This is a genomic window from Microscilla marina ATCC 23134, from assembly GCF_000169175.1.
In the GTDB taxonomy this organism is placed as follows: domain Bacteria; phylum Bacteroidota; class Bacteroidia; order Cytophagales; family Microscillaceae; genus Microscilla; species Microscilla marina.
In genome coordinates, this window is the sequence record NZ_AAWS01000012.1 from 107,810 (window position 1) to 128,458 (window position 20,649).

Here is a 20,649-nt window from a genome sequence, read left to right on the forward strand (position 1 = left end):
AAGTTGTTTAGTCTAAACTGATTGACTTTATACTAATATATGTTGTATACATAGACAAGAGCATAGTTGATTTACCTTATAAATAAAATTAGACATTCTAAAAAGTTTAATTTTTCCATAAAAAGCAAGCACCTACACACCCCAAAAATCATTGTTTTTGGGGTGTGTTTTTTTTGTAGGTACTTTTTAGTCAATTACTTAGTATCTCAAGTTACGCAGTTTTCTGAAGGTCACCTGTTTCTATTGTTGAATGGCTTTATTGCGCAATGCGTAGCCAAACCATTGAGCAATAAAGCCATATAACCATCAAAATAAGTAGGTCTGCGTAACTTCAGTTAGTATAATAATTATTGACTTTTCCCTTCAGCGATTAACTCATCCATTGTTTGTTTAAAATCTCTTTTAAAATCCTCATAATATTTGCCTGTTCCGGGGCCGTTAAACCCTGTGTGTATTTTACGTACCTTGCCCTGGCGGTCAATAAAAATGGTGGTAGGAAAAGATAAAATATGATTGAGCATTGGCAATGTTTTCGCGGCTTCTTTTTTATCATTATGCCCCGCAAATAAAAAGTCATACCCTATATTATACCGTTTAATCATCTTCTCAATGCGTTTTTTCGCCTTCGCAAACTCAGGGCTGCGTTCATAAGCCAAACCGATAATTTCTACCCCACGACTTTTATTTTTGTCATACCAGGGAGCTAAAAAAGCCGTTTCATCCAAACAATTGGGGCACCAAGTGCCAAATATTTGTACCAACACCACCTTATTTTTAAACTTTGGGTCATTCAACGATACTTTTTTGCCCAACATATCAGGAAAGCTAAACGCAAGCTTGTCGTGACCAGGTTTTAGGTAAGTAAGCCTGTTGGCATCAGGTAATTTAGCTTGGGCGTTTTTTATCCCTGTCCAACTTTCGTATACACTTTTACCATGCCAAAACTGCCCCTTGAGACTGTCGCCTTGTTGGGTGGCTTGAAACAAAAAAGCGTGATTGCCATCAAAGGCGCTAATTTGTAGCTCACCAGCTTGGTTTACTTGTCCCTCAAGATAACGGTAGTCGCCAGTAGTAGTCATAAAAGTACCCGTTACCTTACGTTTTTGTTGTTTGAAAATACCTATAGCCGGATATGTGCTCCCATCTTTTTTGGTAAACTCTACCTGCCACCTACCATTAAAGTCAACCAATGGTTGATTGGCATCAGCTACAGGAGCAAAACGGTAGTTTTTGCCGTGTTCAGCTTCAAACGCTACCTCATAAGGTTTTTTGAGCCCGTTTTTTATCCACAAACCCTTGATACGCCTCCCATCAATGATTTTACCCGTAAGGTAAGCATCAAACACGTGCAGAGTAATCTTGACCGAATCAGGTTTTACAAACTCAAATTCATCAAGTAAAATGCGTTCTTCGCCATTGATGATATGGGCAGTATATTGTTGGTTTTCCTCGTTTTTTTTGATGTCTAACTGAAAGGGCAATTTGCCTCCCGGAGTTTGTATAGTAGCACGCCACATACCAGCGGTAAGTAGGGGCGTTTTTTGAGTTTGTTTGTTTTCTGAAGTGGGTTGTTTGCAGGCACTCACAAAAAACAGGAGTAAAAACGTGTACAGCGCTAGTGAAAATTGTGGAAATATCTTTTTCATAATGGATGATTGAGTACTTAGTAACAATGTTCTAAATCGGACAGCTTCAAAGCCCCGATTTCTTATCGTATTAGCGTCAACTTAACTTTTCAGTTGAATTATTTAAATTACTGATAGGCCAATACTCCTCAGTGATTTTAGTCAAAGTTGATTACTGATTACCTTCGGTGAGCTCCCGTTGGTCGGTTATCAAATGGTTATAAGTTTAAAAACTATTTAATTTAGACGTAAAACTGAAACCCTTTGAAAAATAAAGCAAGTACGCAAATTTAATATACGCCATTGGTTTACAGTGATTAATAGGGTAAACATTTACTCGAATCCGCTATGGACTACGGACTAAATGCTATGGACTATTGATAGACAACACCTTCAATTAAAAATAAGCACCTTTTAAAGTTACTTGATCTTAATGTGTTAGGAACACACGCGGGATGCGTGCGCCAGCCGTGAGAAATGCTCCCTACTTTAGCTAAACAATCTTGAAGTCAATAGACAAAATGAATGGTTTGTAGCGCATTATTAAAAGCTGAGAGGAGTTCTTGTGGTAAAGTAAACAATATATCGGCAATAAGATTCTTTTAGGGGAGAAAATCTCTGTTAAACTAGTGTTAAGAGGTGAATAGTCTATAAAAAAGAGTGTTATGGTAAAATGTGTTTTGGTTGGTCAAGGCAACAAGGGCATGGCACCACGACAGTTGCTTACAAAATAAATTTTAATGAAGTGTGGCTGGTAAAACTGAGGTTAAAAATGCGTATTTATTTGGTTACCACCCCTTAAGATGCGGGCAAAGTTTTTATCTATCTTTCGAATCTCCTACCTTGCCAATAAATTACAAACAAAAAATTGATATGAAAACAGCAGACATTCATACAAATAAGGGAGTAATGAAAGTAGAGTTTTTTGAAAAAGACGCTCCCGGGACAGTAGCTAACTTTATAAAACTTGCCAATGAAGGTTATTACGATGGTTTGGCGTTTCATCGTGTGATCCCAAACTTTGTAGTACAAGGTGGTTGTCCAGATGGCACAGGTGCCGGAGGACCAGGCTATAGCATTGCTTGTGAGTTGGATGGCGACAACCAATACCACGATAAAGGGGTGTTGTCTATGGCGCACCGTGGAAGAGATACTGGTGGTTCACAATTCTTTATTTGCCACAATCGCCAAAACACACAGCACCTCGACCGTGTACACACAGTGTTTGGTAAAGTAATAGAAGGACTTGAAGTGATAGACACTATTCGTGAGGGTGATGTGATGGAAAAAATCGTAGTAAACCAGGTAGAAGCATAGTTTTTACCCAATTATCAAGACTAAAAAGAGACTGTTTCATAGTAAACTTAAGCCAAATAAAATTTGGTATGAGTTGCTTTAGGAGACAGTCTCTTTTTATTTAGGAACATGTTCAAAATAAGTGTCGAGATTGAGGGCATAAACTCAAGGCTGACTGAGGCACTTTTTGCGGGCGTAGCCATAGCTACGGACAATAAAAGCTCATAGTCCCGGCGGAACTGCCGGGGTAACGAAAGTCAGTAAAGAGGATATGTTCTAAACCGGACAGTTATTGCGATCACGGGCTGTTTTTCACAATGTATGATGGATAACTCATTGATAATTAGATTTATAATAATTACTTAGACTAGTTCCTAATATTTCTAATGTCTACTCAAGCCCTTTATGGGCGTTAGAGACTCAGTTAATGAAATTACTCTTCATCTAGTAAACATCTAACTCGCTTATTATTAGCAAGATACTCATCATACATTTAATAAAACAGCCCGATCACGTTCCTTAATCAAGAGCAACTTATATCAATCAACTTCATCCAGCGGAATCAAGCCAGCACAGAGGTTTACTTCGTTGATAAGGTAGTCCAGCTCTTTGCGCATGGCTTGTAGTTGACTACTTGCTTGTTGTACTGATTGTCTGTTGTATGGTTGAGTGGTGCGGGGCATCAACTCCAGAATATCGTCAGCATCAAAGGCAAATTTCTCAAGCCGATGACGTAGACTCAGCTGAAAAATAAGCAAGTGCTCTATCCTCAGAGAAATTGCTTTCTGTTCGGGGGTTTGATTTGGTTGCGCCTGTAAATTTTGATTATCTTGCATTGTTATATTTTTTAATTTAACAATAGCCCTTGAGGTGTGTCGTCAAACAGAACCTCTTGGGCTTAATTTCTTCTGAAATCTAAAGTAAATATAGCCTTTTTTAGCTTCAAAAGCCAGTTTTATCCCTTCCTTCATTGCGTCAAAAAAACGATAATAACTGCTCAACCAGGGGCTTTAAAACGGTAAACTACTTCAAACTCACCATAGGTTTGCAAGATTTTTTTCATTCGTTTAATCGACAATTTATGCCCTTTTTTGTGGGCACGTTTTGCTTTCTTTAGCTTCTTTTTTTGTTGGGCGTTGAGCGTAGGGTAGGTATGTTTGATAAACCAATCGAAGGCTTTTTTGACTGATTTAAACTCGTGGGAATTCTTATGTTGCTCAATATATGTTCGGTTATAAATAATCATTATATAGGGTTGTGCAGCTTACTTATTGGTATTCACAGAAATATAGTGAATTTCTGGGCGAGATAAAAGTTTGAATGTAAAGAGCTTCGAATATCTTTCTATTTACAAATAGAAGTAAAAAAACATCTGATTTGATCAATATTGAGGAGATTTAAAACTTTTTCTGTACATTTATTCCTTAGTAAAATGGAAAAAATAAAGGTGTTCCAAAGAAACCCAATACCTTGTTGGTGCACAAACGAAAAAGTACTGTCATAGCTGGTAATTTCGATAATCTGGAGCCAAAGCTTCGGTAGTCCTTTACAGGGTGAAATTTTTGAAGCAGTGCATCTGCTCAAGGTGCTGTTGACTGGGGTAGCTTATTTTTTGTCCATTACTTAATTAGAAAAATCACAACTTTTATAGAACAATGACTAAGCATACTAAAACTGCAGTGGTTTTGCTGTGGAGTCTGTTGTTGTTGGGGCAATATGTGTACGCTCAAAACCCTCAACGACAATACAAAAGCCATCGTAGCACTCAAAATACCTTAAATATACAAACTAATGATGGTGTACTCAGCCTCCGGGCATTTACCCCTTATATTATAGAAGTGTCTTTTGAGAAAAAGGGTTTTCAAAATCCCGATTCTTCGCATGCGGTTGTACTACAGCCCCAAGGCACTAAAATAAGCCTTAAAAATACCAGTCAAACGCTTGAGTGGAGTACCTCAGCTTTGAAAGTAATTATTCAAAAAACACCTTTTCAATTAAAGTTTTATCGGGGCAAACAACTGATAACCAGCGAAGCCGCTGGGTATTTCGAAACCAAGGGTAAGCAAGGTTACCTCAAAGGTTTTGCCTTTAATCTTGACAAAAAAGAACAGTTGTTTGGTACTGGAGAACGGGCTTTGCCAATGAATAGGCGAGGGTATCGACTGGAGCTATACAATAAAGCCCACTATGCTTACAGTAACCAATCGAAACTAATGGGGTATAATATTCCTTTGGTGTTGTCTTCTAAAAAGTACTCCATCTATTTTGACAATGCTCCTAAAGGAGTGATTGACTTAGGGAAAACCAACCCAAATCAACTGACTTTTGAGAGCATTGGTGGCAAAATGACTTATTACTTAATTGCTGCGCCAACGCTTACTCAAGTGGTAGAGCATTATACTGCACTTACCGGAAGGCAGCCTTTGCCTCCGCGTTGGGCATTGGGCAATATTGCCACCCGCTATGGCTACCGTAACGAAGCACAAGTACGCAAAGTAGTAAAAGCTTATCAGGCAAAAGACTTTCCGCTCGATGCCGTCATTTTAGATCATTACTGGTATGGCAAGGGCGAAATTAAACAGTCGGTAGCAATGGGTGACTTTGACTGGTATACCCCCCACTGGAAAAGTGGTGCGGGACTGGTAACCGACCTCCAAAAGCAAAATATTCACACTGTATTAATTACCCAGCCTTTTGTGCTCACTGACTCCAAAAATTTTGGGCATATTTCCAAAGCAGGTTTACTAACCAAAGATAAACAAGGCAAGCCTTTTATTATTCCTGATTTTTATTTTGGTAAAACCGGGTTGTTAGACATTTTTCAGTCAGCTACTCAGCAATGGTTTTGGGCACAATACAAAAAACATATTGATACTGGAGTGCACGGGTGGTGGGGCGACCTGGGCGAACCTGAAATGCATCCGGCTGGAATGAGGCATACTCAAGGCAAGGCAGATGAGGTGCACAATATTTATGGGCACTACTGGGCTAAACTCATTGCCGAAGGCTACCAAAAAGAATATTCTCGTATACGACCATTTATATTGATGAGGGCAGGCTTTGCCGGATCACAACGCTTTGGGTTGATTCCGTGGTCGGGCGATGTGAGCCGTACTTGGGGAGGGCTACAGTCACAGATTCCACTTACCCTCAATATGGGGTTGGCAGGAGTGGGCTATATGCACTCCGACCTGGGTGGTTTTGCCGAAGGAAAACTTAGCCCAGAGCTGTATACCCGTTGGCTACAGTATGGTGTTTTTCAACCTATTTACCGCCCACATTCACAAGAAGCAGTACCTTCTGAGCCAATTTATTATGCCGATTCTACCCAAAAAATAGTGCGTGAGTTTATAAAGCTTCGTTACCAAATGCTGCCGTATAACTATACCCTGGCTTATGAAAATGCTACCAAAGGTACACCACTGATGCGCCCCTTGTTTTTTTTAGAGCCCAACAATGCTCAGCTATACCAAGAGAATAAAAACTACTTGTGGGGCAACGATTTTTTGGTAGCTCCAGTATTGCAAAAAGGACAAACCAAAGTGCAGGTGTATTTCCCGAAAGGGTACAATTGGACAGACTTCTGGAGCAACAAAGTATACAAGGGTGGAACCACCACTACTATTGCTGTAACCCCCGACAAAATTCCAGTATTTGTACGCGGAGGAGCTTTTGTGCCGATGGTAGCCCACCTGAGCAATACCAGTGCTTATAGTTCTGAAAATCTCATTATACACTACTATTTTGACAAAGACCTAAAAGGAGAACAAGACGGACAAATGTATGAAGACGATGGAAAAGATGCGGAGGCACTAAAGCGTAAAAAATACGAGTTGCTAGAGTTTGAGGCAGAGCAGGAAGCTGGTCATTATGAGATAGAGTTTAACCGTAGCAAGCATCGTTACCCTAATGCTCCCAAACACCGAAAAGTGACCCTGGTGATTCATCATAAAAAGTTTACCACGATTAAGAAAGCAGAGAAGATTGACAAGAAAAGCATCACGCTAAGTTATGATGCTACCAAAAATCAAACGACCATCACTTTTGTCTGGAAAAAGAGAAAAGCACAGTTATTTTTGAACTAAGCAGTTCATACTGCGCAAATTTGAAAGGCTTTTGGGGAGCAAACAGTAACAATGAAGGGTAATAAGGTTTTATTTGTGATCTATTCCTGACTCTTTATTGTACAATATTGCTTCTTAATTGCCTTTTTTTTGTATTTTTATTGCCTGTGAATCCAGAAGCTTATAGTAGCAACCAGGGTTTACAGCACATATCCTTATAGTATAGAGCTGTCAGTGGCACAGGACAGTTTTCATCCAAAATTTTCTTGGTTATAATATATCGAATGGTTTATGCTATGTTTGAAAGATAAAAAGGCATTTACGAAAGGTTACGAAAACACAGGTGTTTATGAAAATATACTTTTCTATTTTTTTCTTATTTTGGGCATGCTTTCAAGTAGTTTGTCAAAATAAAGCTACAATAGACTCTCTCCAACAATTACTCAATACAGACTTATCAGATACCCAAAAAACAGACTTATACAATGGCATTGCTAAAGAGTATGCGCTGAATGCCGACTCTATCAATGTGTTGAAATACACCGCAAAAGCACTGGATCTTGCTCAAAAAAACGACTATGTAAGAGGAGAAGTAGATAGTTACCTGTATTTAAGTAGCTTATACCAAAGCCAGCGCAATTTGTCTAAAGCAAAACTATACCTGGAGAAGGCATTGGCAAAATCAGAAAAAGCCAAATATACAGAAGGTATAGTAAGGTCAAATAACGGCTTGGGTAATGTGTTTCGGTCAAAAAAAGAGGAAAAAAAAGCTTTAGAGTATTATGGAAAATCATTGAATACTGAGGGTATTACACCTGTGTATCAAGTAAAGACTTATTATGATATCGGGTTGTTGTACGAACGAGTAAGTAATAACAACAAGGCTTTGGAGGTGTATAGCAAAGGAATAGCTTTGAGCAAAAAACATCAGATAAAAAGAGAACTGTCTAAGATGTATAATAGGGTGGGCTTGGTTACCCAAAAGCAAGGTAATTATGACAAAGCCCTGGAGTATTACCAAGAGGCATTGTTGATAGATCGGTCGTTGAACGACAAAATTAGTGTGTCGGCATTGTATAACAATATAGGCAATGTTTATGAGGCAAAAGGAAACTATCCTAAAGCATTAGACTATTATTTTAAATCGGTAAAGATAGATGAGGAGCTGGATAATAAAATGGGAGTGGCTTATGGCTATGGCAATATAGGAATTATATACGACGAGCAGGGGAATTACTCCCAAGCCTTGAAACACTACCTTAAGTCGTTGAAAATATTGCAGGAAATAGGTAATAAGTCAGGAGAAGCCATTATTTATAACAACGTGGGCGATATTCACCGCAACCAAAACAACTATGCCAAAGCGTTGGACTATTATTTTAAATCGCTTGAAATCAAAAAGGAAATTAAAAACGAGCGTGGAATGGCGTATAGTTACAACAACATAGGGGTAGTGTATCAGGAGCAAAAAAAGTACGATAAAGCCCTTGAGTATTTGCAACTGGCGTTGGACATTAGGAAAAAAAATAAAAACCAAAGTGGCATTGCCAACTCTTATATCAACCTAGGGAAAGTTTGGCTGGAGCAGCGCCAATATGCCAAAGCCAAAGAGTACCTGACCCAAGCATTGACCACCCATAAAAAGTTGGGGGAAAAAGCCTGGACAGCTCAAGCTTATGTAGAGCTGGGCAGAGTAAACTATCATCAACAAGATTATCTGGAGGCACTCAAAAACCTAAAAAGTGGTGTAAATATGGCAAAACAAAAGGGGAGCCTGGTGTTTGTAAAAGAAGGAGCTGAGCTAATGGCAAAAGTATATGCTGCTACTAGTGACTTTGCCAATGCCTACCAAAGCTATCAATTGTTTAAACAAATGTCTGATAGCTTATTTAATGAAACCAATACTAAAAAGCTGACCCGGATGGAAGCCGAATTTGGGTTTGAAAAACAAACCGATTCGCTCAGGTTTGTACAAGACAAAGAAAAGGCAATACTCAATACAAGGTTGGAAAACGAAAAAGCAAAAAGAGAAAAAGAAGTGCTCAAAAAGCGGCTTTATCGAAATTTGGGTTGGTTTGCAGTAATAGTACTTGTGGCCATTACATTGTTTACCATGTTTATTTTTAGAAGCCGCCAACGACAAAAACAATTAAATGCAAAGCTCACCAAACAAAAGGATGATCTTGAAAGGCAACGCAAGGAGTTGATGCTGCTTAATCAAGAGGTGCAAGAATCGAACGCTGAAATAAGTGCCGCCAATGAAGAAATCAATGCCATTAATGAAACCTTGCAGGACACGCTCGAAACAGTACAAATACAACGCGACGATATTATGAGTAGCATTAGCTATGCTCAACGTATTCAGGAAGCTATTTTGCCGTTCGAGGAACGTATGCAAAAGGTTTTTCCTGAACACTTTGTGTTATACAAACCTCGTGACATAGTTTCGGGCGATTTTTACTGGTGCGAAGAGGTAGAGCATTTGCAAATATTGATTGTAGGTGACTGTACCGGACACGGGGTACCAGGTGCTTTCATGACTATGCTGGGTTCTCAGGCGTTGTCGAATATAGTAGTACAAAGAAAAATAACCAAACCTGACGAAATTCTCAATGCTTTGAACGAAACTTTGCCTTATTTGCTCAAAACAAAAGACACCCAAATAAATGATGGAATGGATATAGTGGTGTCTGTATTAGACAGGCAAAAGCAACAATTGTACTTTGCCGGAGCAAAAAACTCTTTGGTACTGGTGCAAAACGGTGAACTTACAGAAATCAGGGGCGATATTTATGGAATCAATACCGAGTCTGGTAGTTCCAAAGCGGTGGTGAAATATACCGCACACACTATAGATATTTCAGTACCTACTGTGTTTTATATGTACTCAGATGGTTATCAAGATCAATTTGGGGGCAAAGAAGGCAAAAAAATGATGAAACGAAGGTTAAGAGAGAGACTGATAGGTTTGGCAGCCAAACCAGTAAATGAGCAAAAAAGGCTGTTAGAGATTATGCTTCAAGAGTGGATGCTGGGCTATCCACAAACCGATGATATATTGGTAGTAGGAGTAAAACTGAATTGAAGATGTTTTTGGTAGTTTTCGCAAAATCGTATTTATGATTTTTCACTCACCAATTATCAGTAGTAAATTTTTCAAAAAGCACAATTCAACGAGTGCCCCCACGCTATAGCCTTCTATTTGCGGGTTTTATAAATTGCTAAAAAATCAACCTGCTAAAACGTAAATGCTTGCACACCAAGGTGCGTTTGTCGATGAAGGCTTGTAGCCTGTAGTAGCTCCCGACTACGGTCTACCAACTCTCGACTATTTATACCTTTAGCCCTAAAATAACAATGTCATCAGTTTGGTCGCCTGCCCCTTGCCATTTAGCAAGTGCCTCTTCAAACCTTTGAACCTGTTCTTCTAAAGGGTACACACTTACCTCTTCAATGAGCGCAATAAAAGTTTTCTTCAAAAACTTTTGTTTTCCATTATTGGGTCCCCCCAGTTGGTCTTGAAAACCATCAGAAGCCAGGTAAAACTGGTCGCCTTCTTCAAAAGTAATGGTATGTGATTTAAACTCTTTTTTCTTCCGCGAAAGCGTACTACCTATTGATATATTGGTGCCTTTAAGGTAGGTAATCTCGCCGTTTTTTACATAAAATAAAGGCGTTTTGGCGCCACAAAAAGTAGCTGTTTTGTTTACCATGTCAAAGTTTAATATCCCCAGATCCATTCCGTCACCATCGCGCCCTTCGTCTTTTACTTGCTCTTTGAGGGTCTCCTTTACTTTTATGTTCAACTGGGTCAATATCTCCTTAGGATCAGTAATGTTGTCTTCTTTTACAATTTGGTTGAGCAAAGTATTGCCAATCATAGTCATAAACCCTCCTGGTACCCCGTGTCCAGTGCAGTCAATGGCCGAAATAATGTAATTGTCACCTTTTTGGGCAAACCAATAAAAATCACCCCCTACAATATCCTTGGGTTTATATAATATAAAGTGGTCTTTAAAAGCGGCAGTGATCAACTCTTGAGCGGGCAATATGGCCTCTTGGATAGTCAAGGCATACCGTATACTATCAGTAATTTTGGTATGTTGCCTTTCCATTTCGTGGCGTTGTTGGCTCAGCTGGGCATTTTTTCTGTCCAAAATAGTCTTAGACTCCTCCAGCATTTCATTCTTTCGGTTAATCTCGGTGACCTTTTCGCCCAGTAACTTATTTTGTTTACGGTTGCGACGATTGAACATGAAAAAGGCAATGGCTATCAGCAGCAAAATAGTAGCTATAGAACCAAATATAAGGTTGTTTCGTTGGCTGCGTGCTTTAGCGGCTTTTTGCTCTAGCTGGAGCGTTTGGGCGTTTTTCTTGGCAAGGTCGCTTTGTATTTTGGCAAGTTTTAGTTTGTTGTTTACTTCTTCCAATACCTTTTGGCGAATGTTTTCTATACTATCGCCTACCTTTCGGTTGCGGGCAAGGTTAGAAAAAATAGCATCCAGCTTTCTCTTCAATTCTATCCTTTCTTCGTCGCTTACATTGCCACTATCCAGCTTTTTCTTAATCGCATCAGCTTCTTTTTCCAGTTGGCTTCTTTCGGTGCTTAAGTTTTTGTTGCGTTCAGCAAGCAAGTTGTTAAACTCATCTACCTTTACAATGAGGCGTTCACCAGAACGAGTGGTTACTACTACTGTATCGCTTACGTTACTCAGTGCTTGTTGTACCCTTAGTCTTAAGGCGGCATTCCTTTCATCATACGCCAGGTTTACTACTTGATACCCCAAAAGTTTAAACTCGTTTTTGGTGCTCAAAGCATACCTAAACTTGATATAACCATTTTGATCAGAGGTATACTCTTTGCCATCCGCAGTCAGCATAAGGTCAGCAATGGGTTTTTTAGTGATGTTGTCTATCACATAAGCCACTTTTACCTTGTGCGCAGGCATTTGTTGCAAACGTATGTTAGACAGCCCGTTGCGTTCATAAAATTCAAAATCAGAGCTTTCAAGCCCAAAACTGTACACAGCGTATTTTTTAGGTGAATTGGGCGAAATATCAGCGGGAAGTTTAATGGTAAATTCGCCTTTTTTGTTGGTGTGAGCAGGTGCTGCCCTGGTGCCTACCAGCAATACTTCTACATTGGGTACAGGGAGGTTTCCTTTTTTACTGGTCACTTTTCCTTTGATAAGCCCGGTAGTAACCATGTGGATGGTAATTTCTCGGCTGGTAGTATCGTACCCCCAGTCTTTAAAAGCAAACCCGTTTTTTACTGCCGTCAATGATTGAGGGTCATCGGTGGTTTTCATGCTAATAATCAGCTTGCCATCTGGCTTGGTTACAGCAGCATAAAAACTATCTACCAACACTTCTACTTTTGGTATTGGCTGTTCATTCTCATCAAGCGCAGTAACAAATAACTTGTTGCCTTGAGCAAACCCCTGATGCGAAAATAAGCACAGAATGAGTACACCAAAAAATATGTTTAAATGCTTTAATACCATTGTTTAGGTAAGTATCTGCCAGTACCTTGATAATAGACTCAACAAGTTACTAAATCCTTGCCAAAATTCGCAAGAGTCTGCGGGGTTTTAATTTGATTTAAAAATGCCTTACTTGACATTTTTTGTTTCAAAGGTAAAATAAATAATGATGATTGTAGTAGAAGACTAAAAACATTCTTGGAGATAGCGAATGCAAGCAGTAAAGGTTTTAGGGAGCAACCAACAAAGCATCAGGGTAAAGCCTCTACCCAAAAATAAGTACTTTATTTAATGATTGCTCCCTTAGTTTGAACGAGCAGTAGATGCCTCACTACTAATGATTTCACATTCAACCCTGCGGTTTCTTGCCCTGCCCTTTTCATTGTCACGTTTATCAATCAGTTTTTGCTCACCCCAAGCCTTCAGGGTTACCCGATTGGGATTAATATCTCTGCCAATCAAATACTCCATCACTTTACGTGCCCTGTCAGACGACAACTGTTTGTTGCGGGTTTCGGTACCCGTTTGGTCAGCATGTCCGTTCAGCACCAGGTTAGCGTCTGGGTTAGAAATAAGGTAGCTTACCAGCTTTTCCAAGTCTTTTTCGTGTTCTTTTTTTATGTTGTCAGACTTATAGTCAAAAAACACCACCACATATACGCGTTGACTTTGCTCCAGCTTTTTCAATGTCATATTCAGTACCTCCTCTTTGGCGCGTATCAAGTTAGGTACCTGCAAATATTCATTATGGTACATATACCCCTTGCGGGTAATATGCAAAATATACCTTCCTGTAGAGTCTATGGTGCCTATATAGTTGCTGTTGGTCGTATTCGACATATTTTCAAAAAGCGACAACTCCTGATTAGTTTCTACGTCTACCAGTACTATCTTTGCCCCATCCAGTGGTTTTTTACTGTCCTTGTCACGAATCATACCCCTAAGAGTAAGCACTGGGCGTTGGTATAGTTTCACTTCTACTGTATCTTTGGTTACCGCCATATAATTTTCTTTGGCTATACCCACCAAGGTAAGCGGAATACCATTGAACATATAAGGCAAAGGTTTAGTAGCAGAATACAAGTCAAGTTTGCCCAATCCTCCTTTACGATCAGAAGCGTAATAAGCAGTTTGTCCGTCAGCCGACAAAATAAAGCAAATATCATCGCCAGTAGAATTAATAGGGTACCCCAGGTTGCGGGCAGGAGTCCAGGAAGCGTCTACCCAAGTACTCTCAAAAACATCGTGTTTCCCCATAGTAGAGTGTCCGGTAGAGCTAAAATACAGTGTTTTACCATCTAAACTTATAAAAGGAGACTCTTCGTTGTATCGGGTGTTGATGGTACTGCCTAAGTTTACAGGACTGCCCCAAGTGCTATCTGCCTGTAACTGCGAACGGTAAATATCAAAGCCTCCATACCCACCAGGGCGATTGCTTGAAAAATAAATTGTTTGGGCATCGTGAGCAATTGAAAAAGAGGTTTCCTGGTATTTGCTGTTTATTTTACCTTTTAGTGGCTTGGGCGAACTCCAGTTTCCATCATTTGCTAAACTTGATACATAAATGTTGCCCTTGCGGTACAAAAACAGCATTTTGCCATCAGGTGAAAACCCCAGACTTGCGTCATGGGTTTTAGTATTGATCGATTGGCTCAGTTGTTTGGGAGCACTCCATTTGCCATTACTTCTATAGGTAATATAAATATCTTCGTAAGGGTGATGATCGTAAGGGTCGTTTTTGCCTCCTGTATTACCCGCCCGGCGTGAGGTAAATAATAAAGTAGTGTCGTTTACCGAAACAATAGGGGCATAGTCTGCTTCGTCAGAGTTTACGGCAATGCCTAGGTTTTTTACAGGAATGGCAAGCGAGTCTCTGATATACTCCCCGGCAAAATTGCATTCTGTTACCCTTTTGTTGAGCAATGCCATAAAATCAGGCAACTTTAGTTCGTCATGCACCATGTGTACAATGTGGTCTTGTTTCTTTTGTGCCAGGTTTTGCTTGGTAAATTGATAATGCATCAATGCACGCTCTACCGACCCTGTATAATGGTAGGCCTCTGCCATAAAAAAGTCGAGCAGAGGATGGTATTTTTTGTTCAATCTATAGAGTTTCCTAAAGTAAGTAAGCGCTTGTATTTCTTGTTGCTTTTCGAGGTGGGCTATACCAGCCTTAAAGATCACTTCTTGATTGTTTGCGTCTTTCTTCAGAATTTCTTTGTATAGCAATAGTGCCTGGTCGTAATAGTGTGCTTGAAGCCAGGCATCAGCTTTTCGAATAAGTTTATCAAACCTACGCGGGTTAGACGGTTGTGCCCAAAGCGCAGTAAGTGAAAAACTTACCAGTAAAATACACCCTAATATGTGTATCAAAGTTTTTGACATAAACAATTTAAACAGTGTCTTTTGTATGATTGTTAACTTCAGTTCAATGTATAAACACAGCAAAACAAGGCTTTAGACCTTATGATATAAGCGTTTGTTTTACTTACGTGGTCACTTAAAGCTAAATACTTGCCAGTTTTTATCAAGAGTAACTGGCTGGTTCAAATTAAGAAGGTACAGATTGGCATACATAGTAAATGTAAACATTTTAAAACAAACAATCAAGGAGACGTTTTACCCCTTGCATAAGTGGTTGCTTAATAACGAATCAACCCTTGTTGCGTTACTTATACCAGCAATAGGAGGTGTTAGAACAAGTGTCAGGTATTGGGCAAGTAAACCTGTAGCATGGTGGTGGTGTGCGGAGAAATTTAGTTTTGTTTAAATAATTTTTTGTTATGAAAGGATGGATTATACACGTTCCCTGGATGAAACCCGCAGGAATGGCTTTGTTTCCCTTTATTTTGGTGCGCGAACGTCGCTTTGAGTTTGACCCTGTATTGCTCAACCATGAGCGTATTCACTTTAGGCAACAAATCGAAATGCTCATTATCCCTTTTTACTTACTCTACATTATCAACTATACTGTTAATTACATAAAGTACGGAATACGCTATGAGGCTTATCGCCAAATGTATTATGAGCGAGAGGCGTACGCCAACGAAAAAGATATGAATTACCTAAAAACTCGGAAATTTTGGGCTTTTTTGGGGTATATCAAAAAATAAGTGATGCAATTCATCTGGAGCAGAGTGCGATTGATAGCCAGAAAACTGACTCCAGATGAATTGATTTTGCAAAAGTTTAAGTACTTATGCTGGAGCCAGCATAAAAGTAATTGCCTGCCCTTCGAGGTGCATGTCAAAAGTTAACTGGTGAGCACTTAATGCCTTGACATCCATTTTGTTGCCCATTTTTATATCGTCAGAATTGATGGTAAGCGTTTTTTTATCCTTGCTCAAACGATAAGTTCCAGTGGCGTTTTTGCCAAAGATATTGACGATACATTTGTTGTCTGCTTTAAACTCAAAAGTGGTTTGTTTGAGCATTTCTATGATGAGTGCCTTACTTCCTCTGTTAAGCATACTTTTGGGAATCAGGTGTGACAACTTATCTGATTGAGAGAGCATAGGTGCCAGTTTCATCAACGCCTTCACATTGGGTACTTTTACGTCATTTACCTTCCATTTTTGTTGGATAGGGTTTTTAGAACCACAGGCATTCATCAAAAATACCAACCCTAACATTATAAGCAAGTATGTTTTTTTCATAAAATTATAGAGATATGTTTACACAATCGTCCACATTGCTCAGTTCATAGCCGCTTTAGCCAACCCAGTACTTGTTATATATATTGAAAACTGAGCTTAATGTCGTTAAGCAATGGTTTACCAACGTATTTTTAAGGGCGGTGTTTTTTGCTTCGTGTACCAAAAGCCTTCAAACAAACATTTTAATTGTAGTGAAGTACTATATAGACAAGCAATCCTCCAACCGAAAAAAGTGGTGCAGCATTGTTTACATAAATGTAAGTATTATTCTTAGCTACCCAAGACTACAGCCGCAGTTTATTTGAGTAACAGTTTAACGGCGTCGGGTAGGAGAAGTTTTTATGTTTTTATTAGAGGGTGCCTGTGCCCATCTGCGCAAGCAAAAAAACTGTAGATTGTGTTTGTTGCCAGTAGAAGCAGTAAATCCCCAAATCGCTTTGGTATTACCTTTAAAAATATCCTTGACCAAATCTCGTTTGCCTCTATGCACCACCACATTGTCTAAGTATACCGTTACCTGTTGGATGGTTGGCTCCCAACGAAACCGGAAGTTATGCAATACACCATCTTCGAGGTTAAAGCGGGTATCTTTATTATTCCAGTATTTGGTGTGGTAATTGGTACCATTTTCAAGATAAGCTACATGGTCGCAAGTAGGGTCGTTTTGGCGGTAGTTTTGGTAAGTGTCAAACTCTACCGCTACCGAAGGAGCAATATAGTTTCCTCCGTAATAACCACGGTTCCAACGCCCATAACCCATACATTCGCCCCAAGTGCCTATAGCCCTGAAACCCCGTGTATCATTATGAATCACAAAAGTGATCCCATCAGCTCCGTTGTCATTTTTCTTGCCCAGGTATATATCAAACTCAATCTCAAAATACTTTGACAAATCAAGTTTGGTTTTACAATAAGCAATGCCTCTTTGGTAAGGTTTATCGGCGGTGAGCATAATACATCCGTTCTCCATTTTCACGGCATCTTCAATCGTATGAAACTCTTGGGCAAACACCTGATGAGTGAAAAGGAGTAACCCTATCAGGCTAGAAAAAAATGGATACATGGCAGTAAAATTAGGGAGTGAAAAAGTAAGTCAGGGCAGATTGTACCTCTTGTTCAATATACCTAAATCCAAAGGCATTTCAAACATAAAAACCGCCTTAACACCCGATTAACAAAGTATACAAGCCATGTGTTTTGGTCAAAAAAAGAGAGTTGTTTGCTTTCCCTTTCCAAAAGCTTACGATTTAAGGAAAAATAGCGTTAATTTAGCAATACTAAACTGCATTGAAATTGAGAACATTTATAGTCAAAATATTAGCGTATCAACGCATTTCACTTATTCAAATCCTTTGCGTAAGTATCTTACTTGGTTTTTTTACTATACCTGGAAGGGCGCAAGATATTTACAAGTCGTCAGCTAAAATAGACAAACGAGTGATAGACCGCCTTACTGTATTAAAGTATCAATACGAAGTAGAACCCGACGGTACTATTAAGTTTATTTTACCCATCAGCAAAAGTAAGCGATCTCAAACCCTGTACATCAGGTCAGTAACCGATTGGTATGATCAACTCGAAATACGTGAAATATACTCTGTCATCTATAAGTCAGACAAACGCCCCCCTGAATACATGTTGGCAAAAGTACTGTTTGACAATAGCCGTAAAAAACTAGGAGCCTGGGAATTGATCTACGAAGATGCTCAATATCATATATTGTTTAATGCCAAGGTAACAGCCAATGAGTCACCTCAAAACATCAAGTCTATTATTGATATTGTGGGGGCTGCTGCTGATGGTATGGAGCAGGAATTGTTCATTTCAGACAACTGGTAATGATCTCCTTGACTAGCCTTTACTGCTTAAGTTTGACCCATATCCTACTACGTGCCTTTTACGTTTAAAATGCATAAAAAAAATCCTTTTGCTCACCCTAATTGGAACATCTATTGCCTAGATTCTAACCATAATCACATTAAGTTTTAGTACTATGGATGAGCAGGCAAATTTTAGGGACTATTTTCAGGCATTACCTAAAATAAAAAAGTTGCTGGAAAGCAACAATGAAGTAAACCTTGAGTTGGCTTTTCAGTTATTACAAGGGCAAGATATTTCTAATAAATTATTGACCCATATTTTTGCGCTCTCTCTGTTCCATAGTGATCGTACCATTCGCGAAAAGTCTAAGAAAATGTACAAACACTTGGCGCCTGCTGAGTTTTACCAGGCTACCGAACCCGAGTGGCGCTATTTGTACAGCCATGTAGACGAAGAAGAAATTTCAGGATTTTTGGACGTGATCAGCGAAAATACCCCCATCGATAAAGTAGAAATGGGTAATACAGTGCTTGAGCTCTTGGGGCGTGGCATTCGTTTTTGCCTTGAAAATAAAACGGCGCCTCCAGAAGTGATTTTAGAGCCCTATTACCGTGGCAACCAACTATTCCTCAAACATTTTAACCTTACCCGACTGCCCAAAGAGATTTGTCTTCTAAAAGGCTTAAAAGTGCTTAACTTGAGCGATAATCAATTGACTAATCTTCCGGCAGAAATTACCGAATTGCGTGACCTCGAAGAACTCAACCTTCGCAACAATCAGTTGACCGAATTGCCTGACAAAGTCATAGAGCTTACCAACCTGCGTGAACTTTGGTTAGGTACCAATCAGTTGGTAGGGCTTCCGCCCGAAATAGGACAACTGTTCTCTTTACAAAACCTTTATTTGTACGATAATCAACTTGAGAACTTGCCTCTGGAGGTAGGACAATTGGTGAGTTTACGTAACCTGTATTTAGACAATAATGAATTACTTACTTTGCCAGCTGAAATAGGCAATCTGACCAATCTCCGAGAATTGGTGCTTTCTTATAATCGTCTTATTACTTTACCTATACGCATAGGAGAACTTGCTCAGTTAGAAGTGCTATACTTGCAAAACAACCAACTTAAAAGATTGCCTGAAGAAATAGGGTTGCTGCAAAATTTAGAAGAATTGTACATAGAAAATAATCGGATCACCCACTTACCCGAAGAAATAGCACAGCTAAGCCAACTCAAATATTTATATGCTCAAAATAATATGTTTTCATCGGGCGAAAAAGAAAAAATAAGAGAACTATTACCCAGCACCGAAATTTATTTTTAGCAATATTTGTGTTCATTGTACAATCACTTGTTTTGCAAATACCATGAGCAACAAAAACGCTAAACCAAAATGGCTTGAGCATATCCAAAATAATAGCTGGGAGCCTGAACTCTTCATTTCTGGTGGTATCATCTTTACGCTACTCCAAACCACCACCTTTATCCAACATCAAAGTTTTTTGTTGCTGCAAGCCAATGGTTATTACGAAACTGTTGTCATTGCCAATTTTTTAATAGCAGCACTCAATGCCCTTATATTTGGCTTTGGGTTGCATTTGGTTTTCAGGGGATTTTGGGTAGCCGCCGTGTGTTTGAGCTACGTTTTTCCTAAAGGCATCCAAGCCGATAAGGTAGACCATTATGCGCCACCATTTAAACAAAAGGTGAGAAAAGTAACAGACACTTCTGTAGATTTGGTAGTGTGGATGGAGTCGGCAAGTAGCACGATATTTTTTCTCTCATTTTTTTTGTTTTCGCTTATTATGGGTGTTTTGCTTGCTCTTCTCATCATTATTCCACATAGTAGCCTGCGCGAAACCTGGGGCGAAACAGGGTTTCTACTCTTAAAAATAGGCTCAGGAATCATGTTGTTGCTAGGTGGAGTATACCTGATCGACTTCTTAACCCTGGGGTTGATCAAAAAGCAACAAAAAATCGCCAAAATATACTATCCCATATATTGGGTATTTTCTATACTTTCCCTTTCTTTTTTGTACCGCAGTGCTTACTATGCTTTGGTAACCAATATCAGGCGTAAGTGGTGGTTTGTTGTAGGTGTGGTAGTGTATATGGCAGTAGCCTTTGCCATTACTCAGTTTTCTTTTGCTGGGTCAAGCCCAATGCCTGCTCTGAGCTTTGGTAAGCTCAACCTAAAAAGTTACTTGGGTATTCAGTCAAACCGTTATCAATTTCATACACGGCAATACGAAAACATGCGCAAAAAAAACGACATGGTTCAGCATGTATCTATCCAGTCCGATATTATTGGCAGCAAATACCTCAAACTGTTTATTGTACATCAAAAAGCCATTGAAAGATTAATGGATGTTGACTGTCAGCAAAAAAAACATCACAAGGCTCAAGCAATCCGGCAACGAAAGATGCTCCATTGTTATCAGAATTTTTATAGAATTTATATAGACAACAAACGTGTACCTCACTTAAAATGGCGTTATTATCAACACCCACATACCAACGAAAGAGGCATTATCAGTTTGGTTCCTATCGATTATTTAGCCTCCAGTGAGCATACTGTAGAAGTAAAACTGAATGTAAGTACCAAAAAAGAATTAGAAGAACTGAAGAGATTTGGGATGAAAGATGATATATATGCCTATATTCCTTTCTGGAAAGAGTCTAAGTAAAACGTAATTGAGCC

At 39.3% G+C, this 20,649-nt stretch carries 14 protein-coding genes; 7 read left to right on the forward strand and 7 right to left on the reverse strand.

The window, feature by feature from the left end; all coding sequences use genetic code 11:
• Positions 1-347: 347 nt before the first annotated feature.
• Complete coding sequence (locus tag M23134_RS13015; RefSeq protein ID WP_002696756.1) at positions 348-1,646, reverse strand: TlpA disulfide reductase family protein; 1,299 nt, start codon at positions 1,644-1,646, stop codon at positions 348-350.
• Between the two features lie 852 nt (positions 1,647-2,498).
• Between M23134_RS13015 and M23134_RS13020 the strand changes: the two genes are divergently transcribed.
• The gene (locus M23134_RS13020; RefSeq protein WP_002696760.1) at positions 2,499-2,942 is read left to right on the forward strand and encodes a peptidylprolyl isomerase; all 444 of its coding nucleotides are present in this window, start codon (positions 2,499-2,501) and stop codon (positions 2,940-2,942) included.
• A 518-nt stretch (positions 2,943-3,460) separates the two neighbouring features.
• Here the strand turns inward: M23134_RS13020 and M23134_RS13025 are convergent.
• Positions 3,461-3,757, reverse strand: coding sequence for a hypothetical protein (locus M23134_RS13025; RefSeq protein ID WP_002696762.1), 297 nt, complete (start codon positions 3,755-3,757; stop codon positions 3,461-3,463).
• 161 nt (positions 3,758-3,918) lie between these two features.
• The gene (locus M23134_RS13030; RefSeq protein ID WP_002696766.1) at positions 3,919-4,167 is read right to left on the reverse strand and encodes a hypothetical protein; all 249 of its coding nucleotides are present in this window, start codon (positions 4,165-4,167) and stop codon (positions 3,919-3,921) included.
• A 409-nt stretch (positions 4,168-4,576) separates the two neighbouring features.
• Here M23134_RS13030 and M23134_RS13035 point away from each other — a divergent pair, with 409 nt between their 5' ends.
• Entirely contained in the window at positions 4,577-7,006 is a 2,430-nt protein-coding gene (locus M23134_RS13035; RefSeq protein ID WP_002696768.1) for a glycoside hydrolase family 31 protein, read from the forward strand.
• Positions 7,007-7,334: 328 nt separating this feature from the next.
• Positions 7,335-10,070 carry a tetratricopeptide repeat protein gene (locus M23134_RS13040; protein WP_002696771.1) on the forward strand — a complete coding sequence of 912 codons (2,736 nt, stop codon included), beginning with the start codon at positions 7,335-7,337 and terminating at the stop codon, positions 10,068-10,070.
• Positions 10,071-10,317: 247 nt separating this feature from the next.
• On the opposite strand, the gene M23134_RS13045 is transcribed toward M23134_RS13040, so the two are convergent.
• Both M23134_RS13045 and M23134_RS13050 read right to left on the reverse strand, forming a co-directional pair.
• Positions 10,318-12,489 carry a SpoIIE family protein phosphatase gene (locus M23134_RS13045; protein ID WP_002696773.1) on the reverse strand — a complete coding sequence of 724 codons (2,172 nt, stop codon included), beginning with the start codon at positions 12,487-12,489 and terminating at the stop codon, positions 10,318-10,320.
• A 282-nt stretch (positions 12,490-12,771) separates the two neighbouring features.
• The gene (locus M23134_RS13050; protein WP_198145015.1) at positions 12,772-14,841 is read right to left on the reverse strand and encodes an OmpA family protein; all 2,070 of its coding nucleotides are present in this window, start codon (positions 14,839-14,841) and stop codon (positions 12,772-12,774) included.
• 410 nt (positions 14,842-15,251) lie between these two features.
• On the opposite strand from M23134_RS13050, the gene M23134_RS13055 reads away from it, so the two are divergent.
• Positions 15,252-15,581, forward strand: a complete 330-nt coding sequence (locus tag M23134_RS13055) for a hypothetical protein (protein ID WP_002696776.1) — start codon at positions 15,252-15,254, stop codon at positions 15,579-15,581.
• An 84-nt stretch (positions 15,582-15,665) separates the two neighbouring features.
• On the opposite strand, the gene M23134_RS13060 is transcribed toward M23134_RS13055, so the two are convergent.
• Complete coding sequence (locus M23134_RS13060; protein ID WP_002696779.1) at positions 15,666-16,124, reverse strand: hypothetical protein; 459 nt, start codon at positions 16,122-16,124, stop codon at positions 15,666-15,668.
• A 313-nt stretch (positions 16,125-16,437) separates the two neighbouring features.
• Positions 16,438-17,187, reverse strand: a complete 750-nt coding sequence (locus M23134_RS13065) for an L-type lectin-domain containing protein (RefSeq protein ID WP_002696785.1) — start codon at positions 17,185-17,187, stop codon at positions 16,438-16,440.
• Between the two features lie 230 nt (positions 17,188-17,417).
• Here M23134_RS13065 and M23134_RS13070 point away from each other — a divergent pair, with 230 nt between their 5' ends.
• From M23134_RS13070 to M23134_RS13080, 3 genes are all read left to right on the forward strand, one after another.
• Complete coding sequence (locus M23134_RS13070; RefSeq protein WP_157558470.1) at positions 17,418-17,963, forward strand: hypothetical protein; 546 nt, start codon at positions 17,418-17,420, stop codon at positions 17,961-17,963.
• Positions 17,964-18,117: 154 nt separating this feature from the next.
• Complete coding sequence (locus M23134_RS38055) at positions 18,118-19,272, forward strand: leucine-rich repeat domain-containing protein (protein WP_002696789.1); 1,155 nt, start codon at positions 18,118-18,120, stop codon at positions 19,270-19,272.
• Between the two features lie 43 nt (positions 19,273-19,315).
• Positions 19,316-20,635 (forward strand): hypothetical protein, encoded by a 1,320-nt coding sequence (locus M23134_RS13080; RefSeq protein WP_002696790.1) that lies wholly within the window; start codon positions 19,316-19,318, stop codon positions 20,633-20,635.
• Positions 20,636-20,649: the final 14 nt, after the last annotated feature.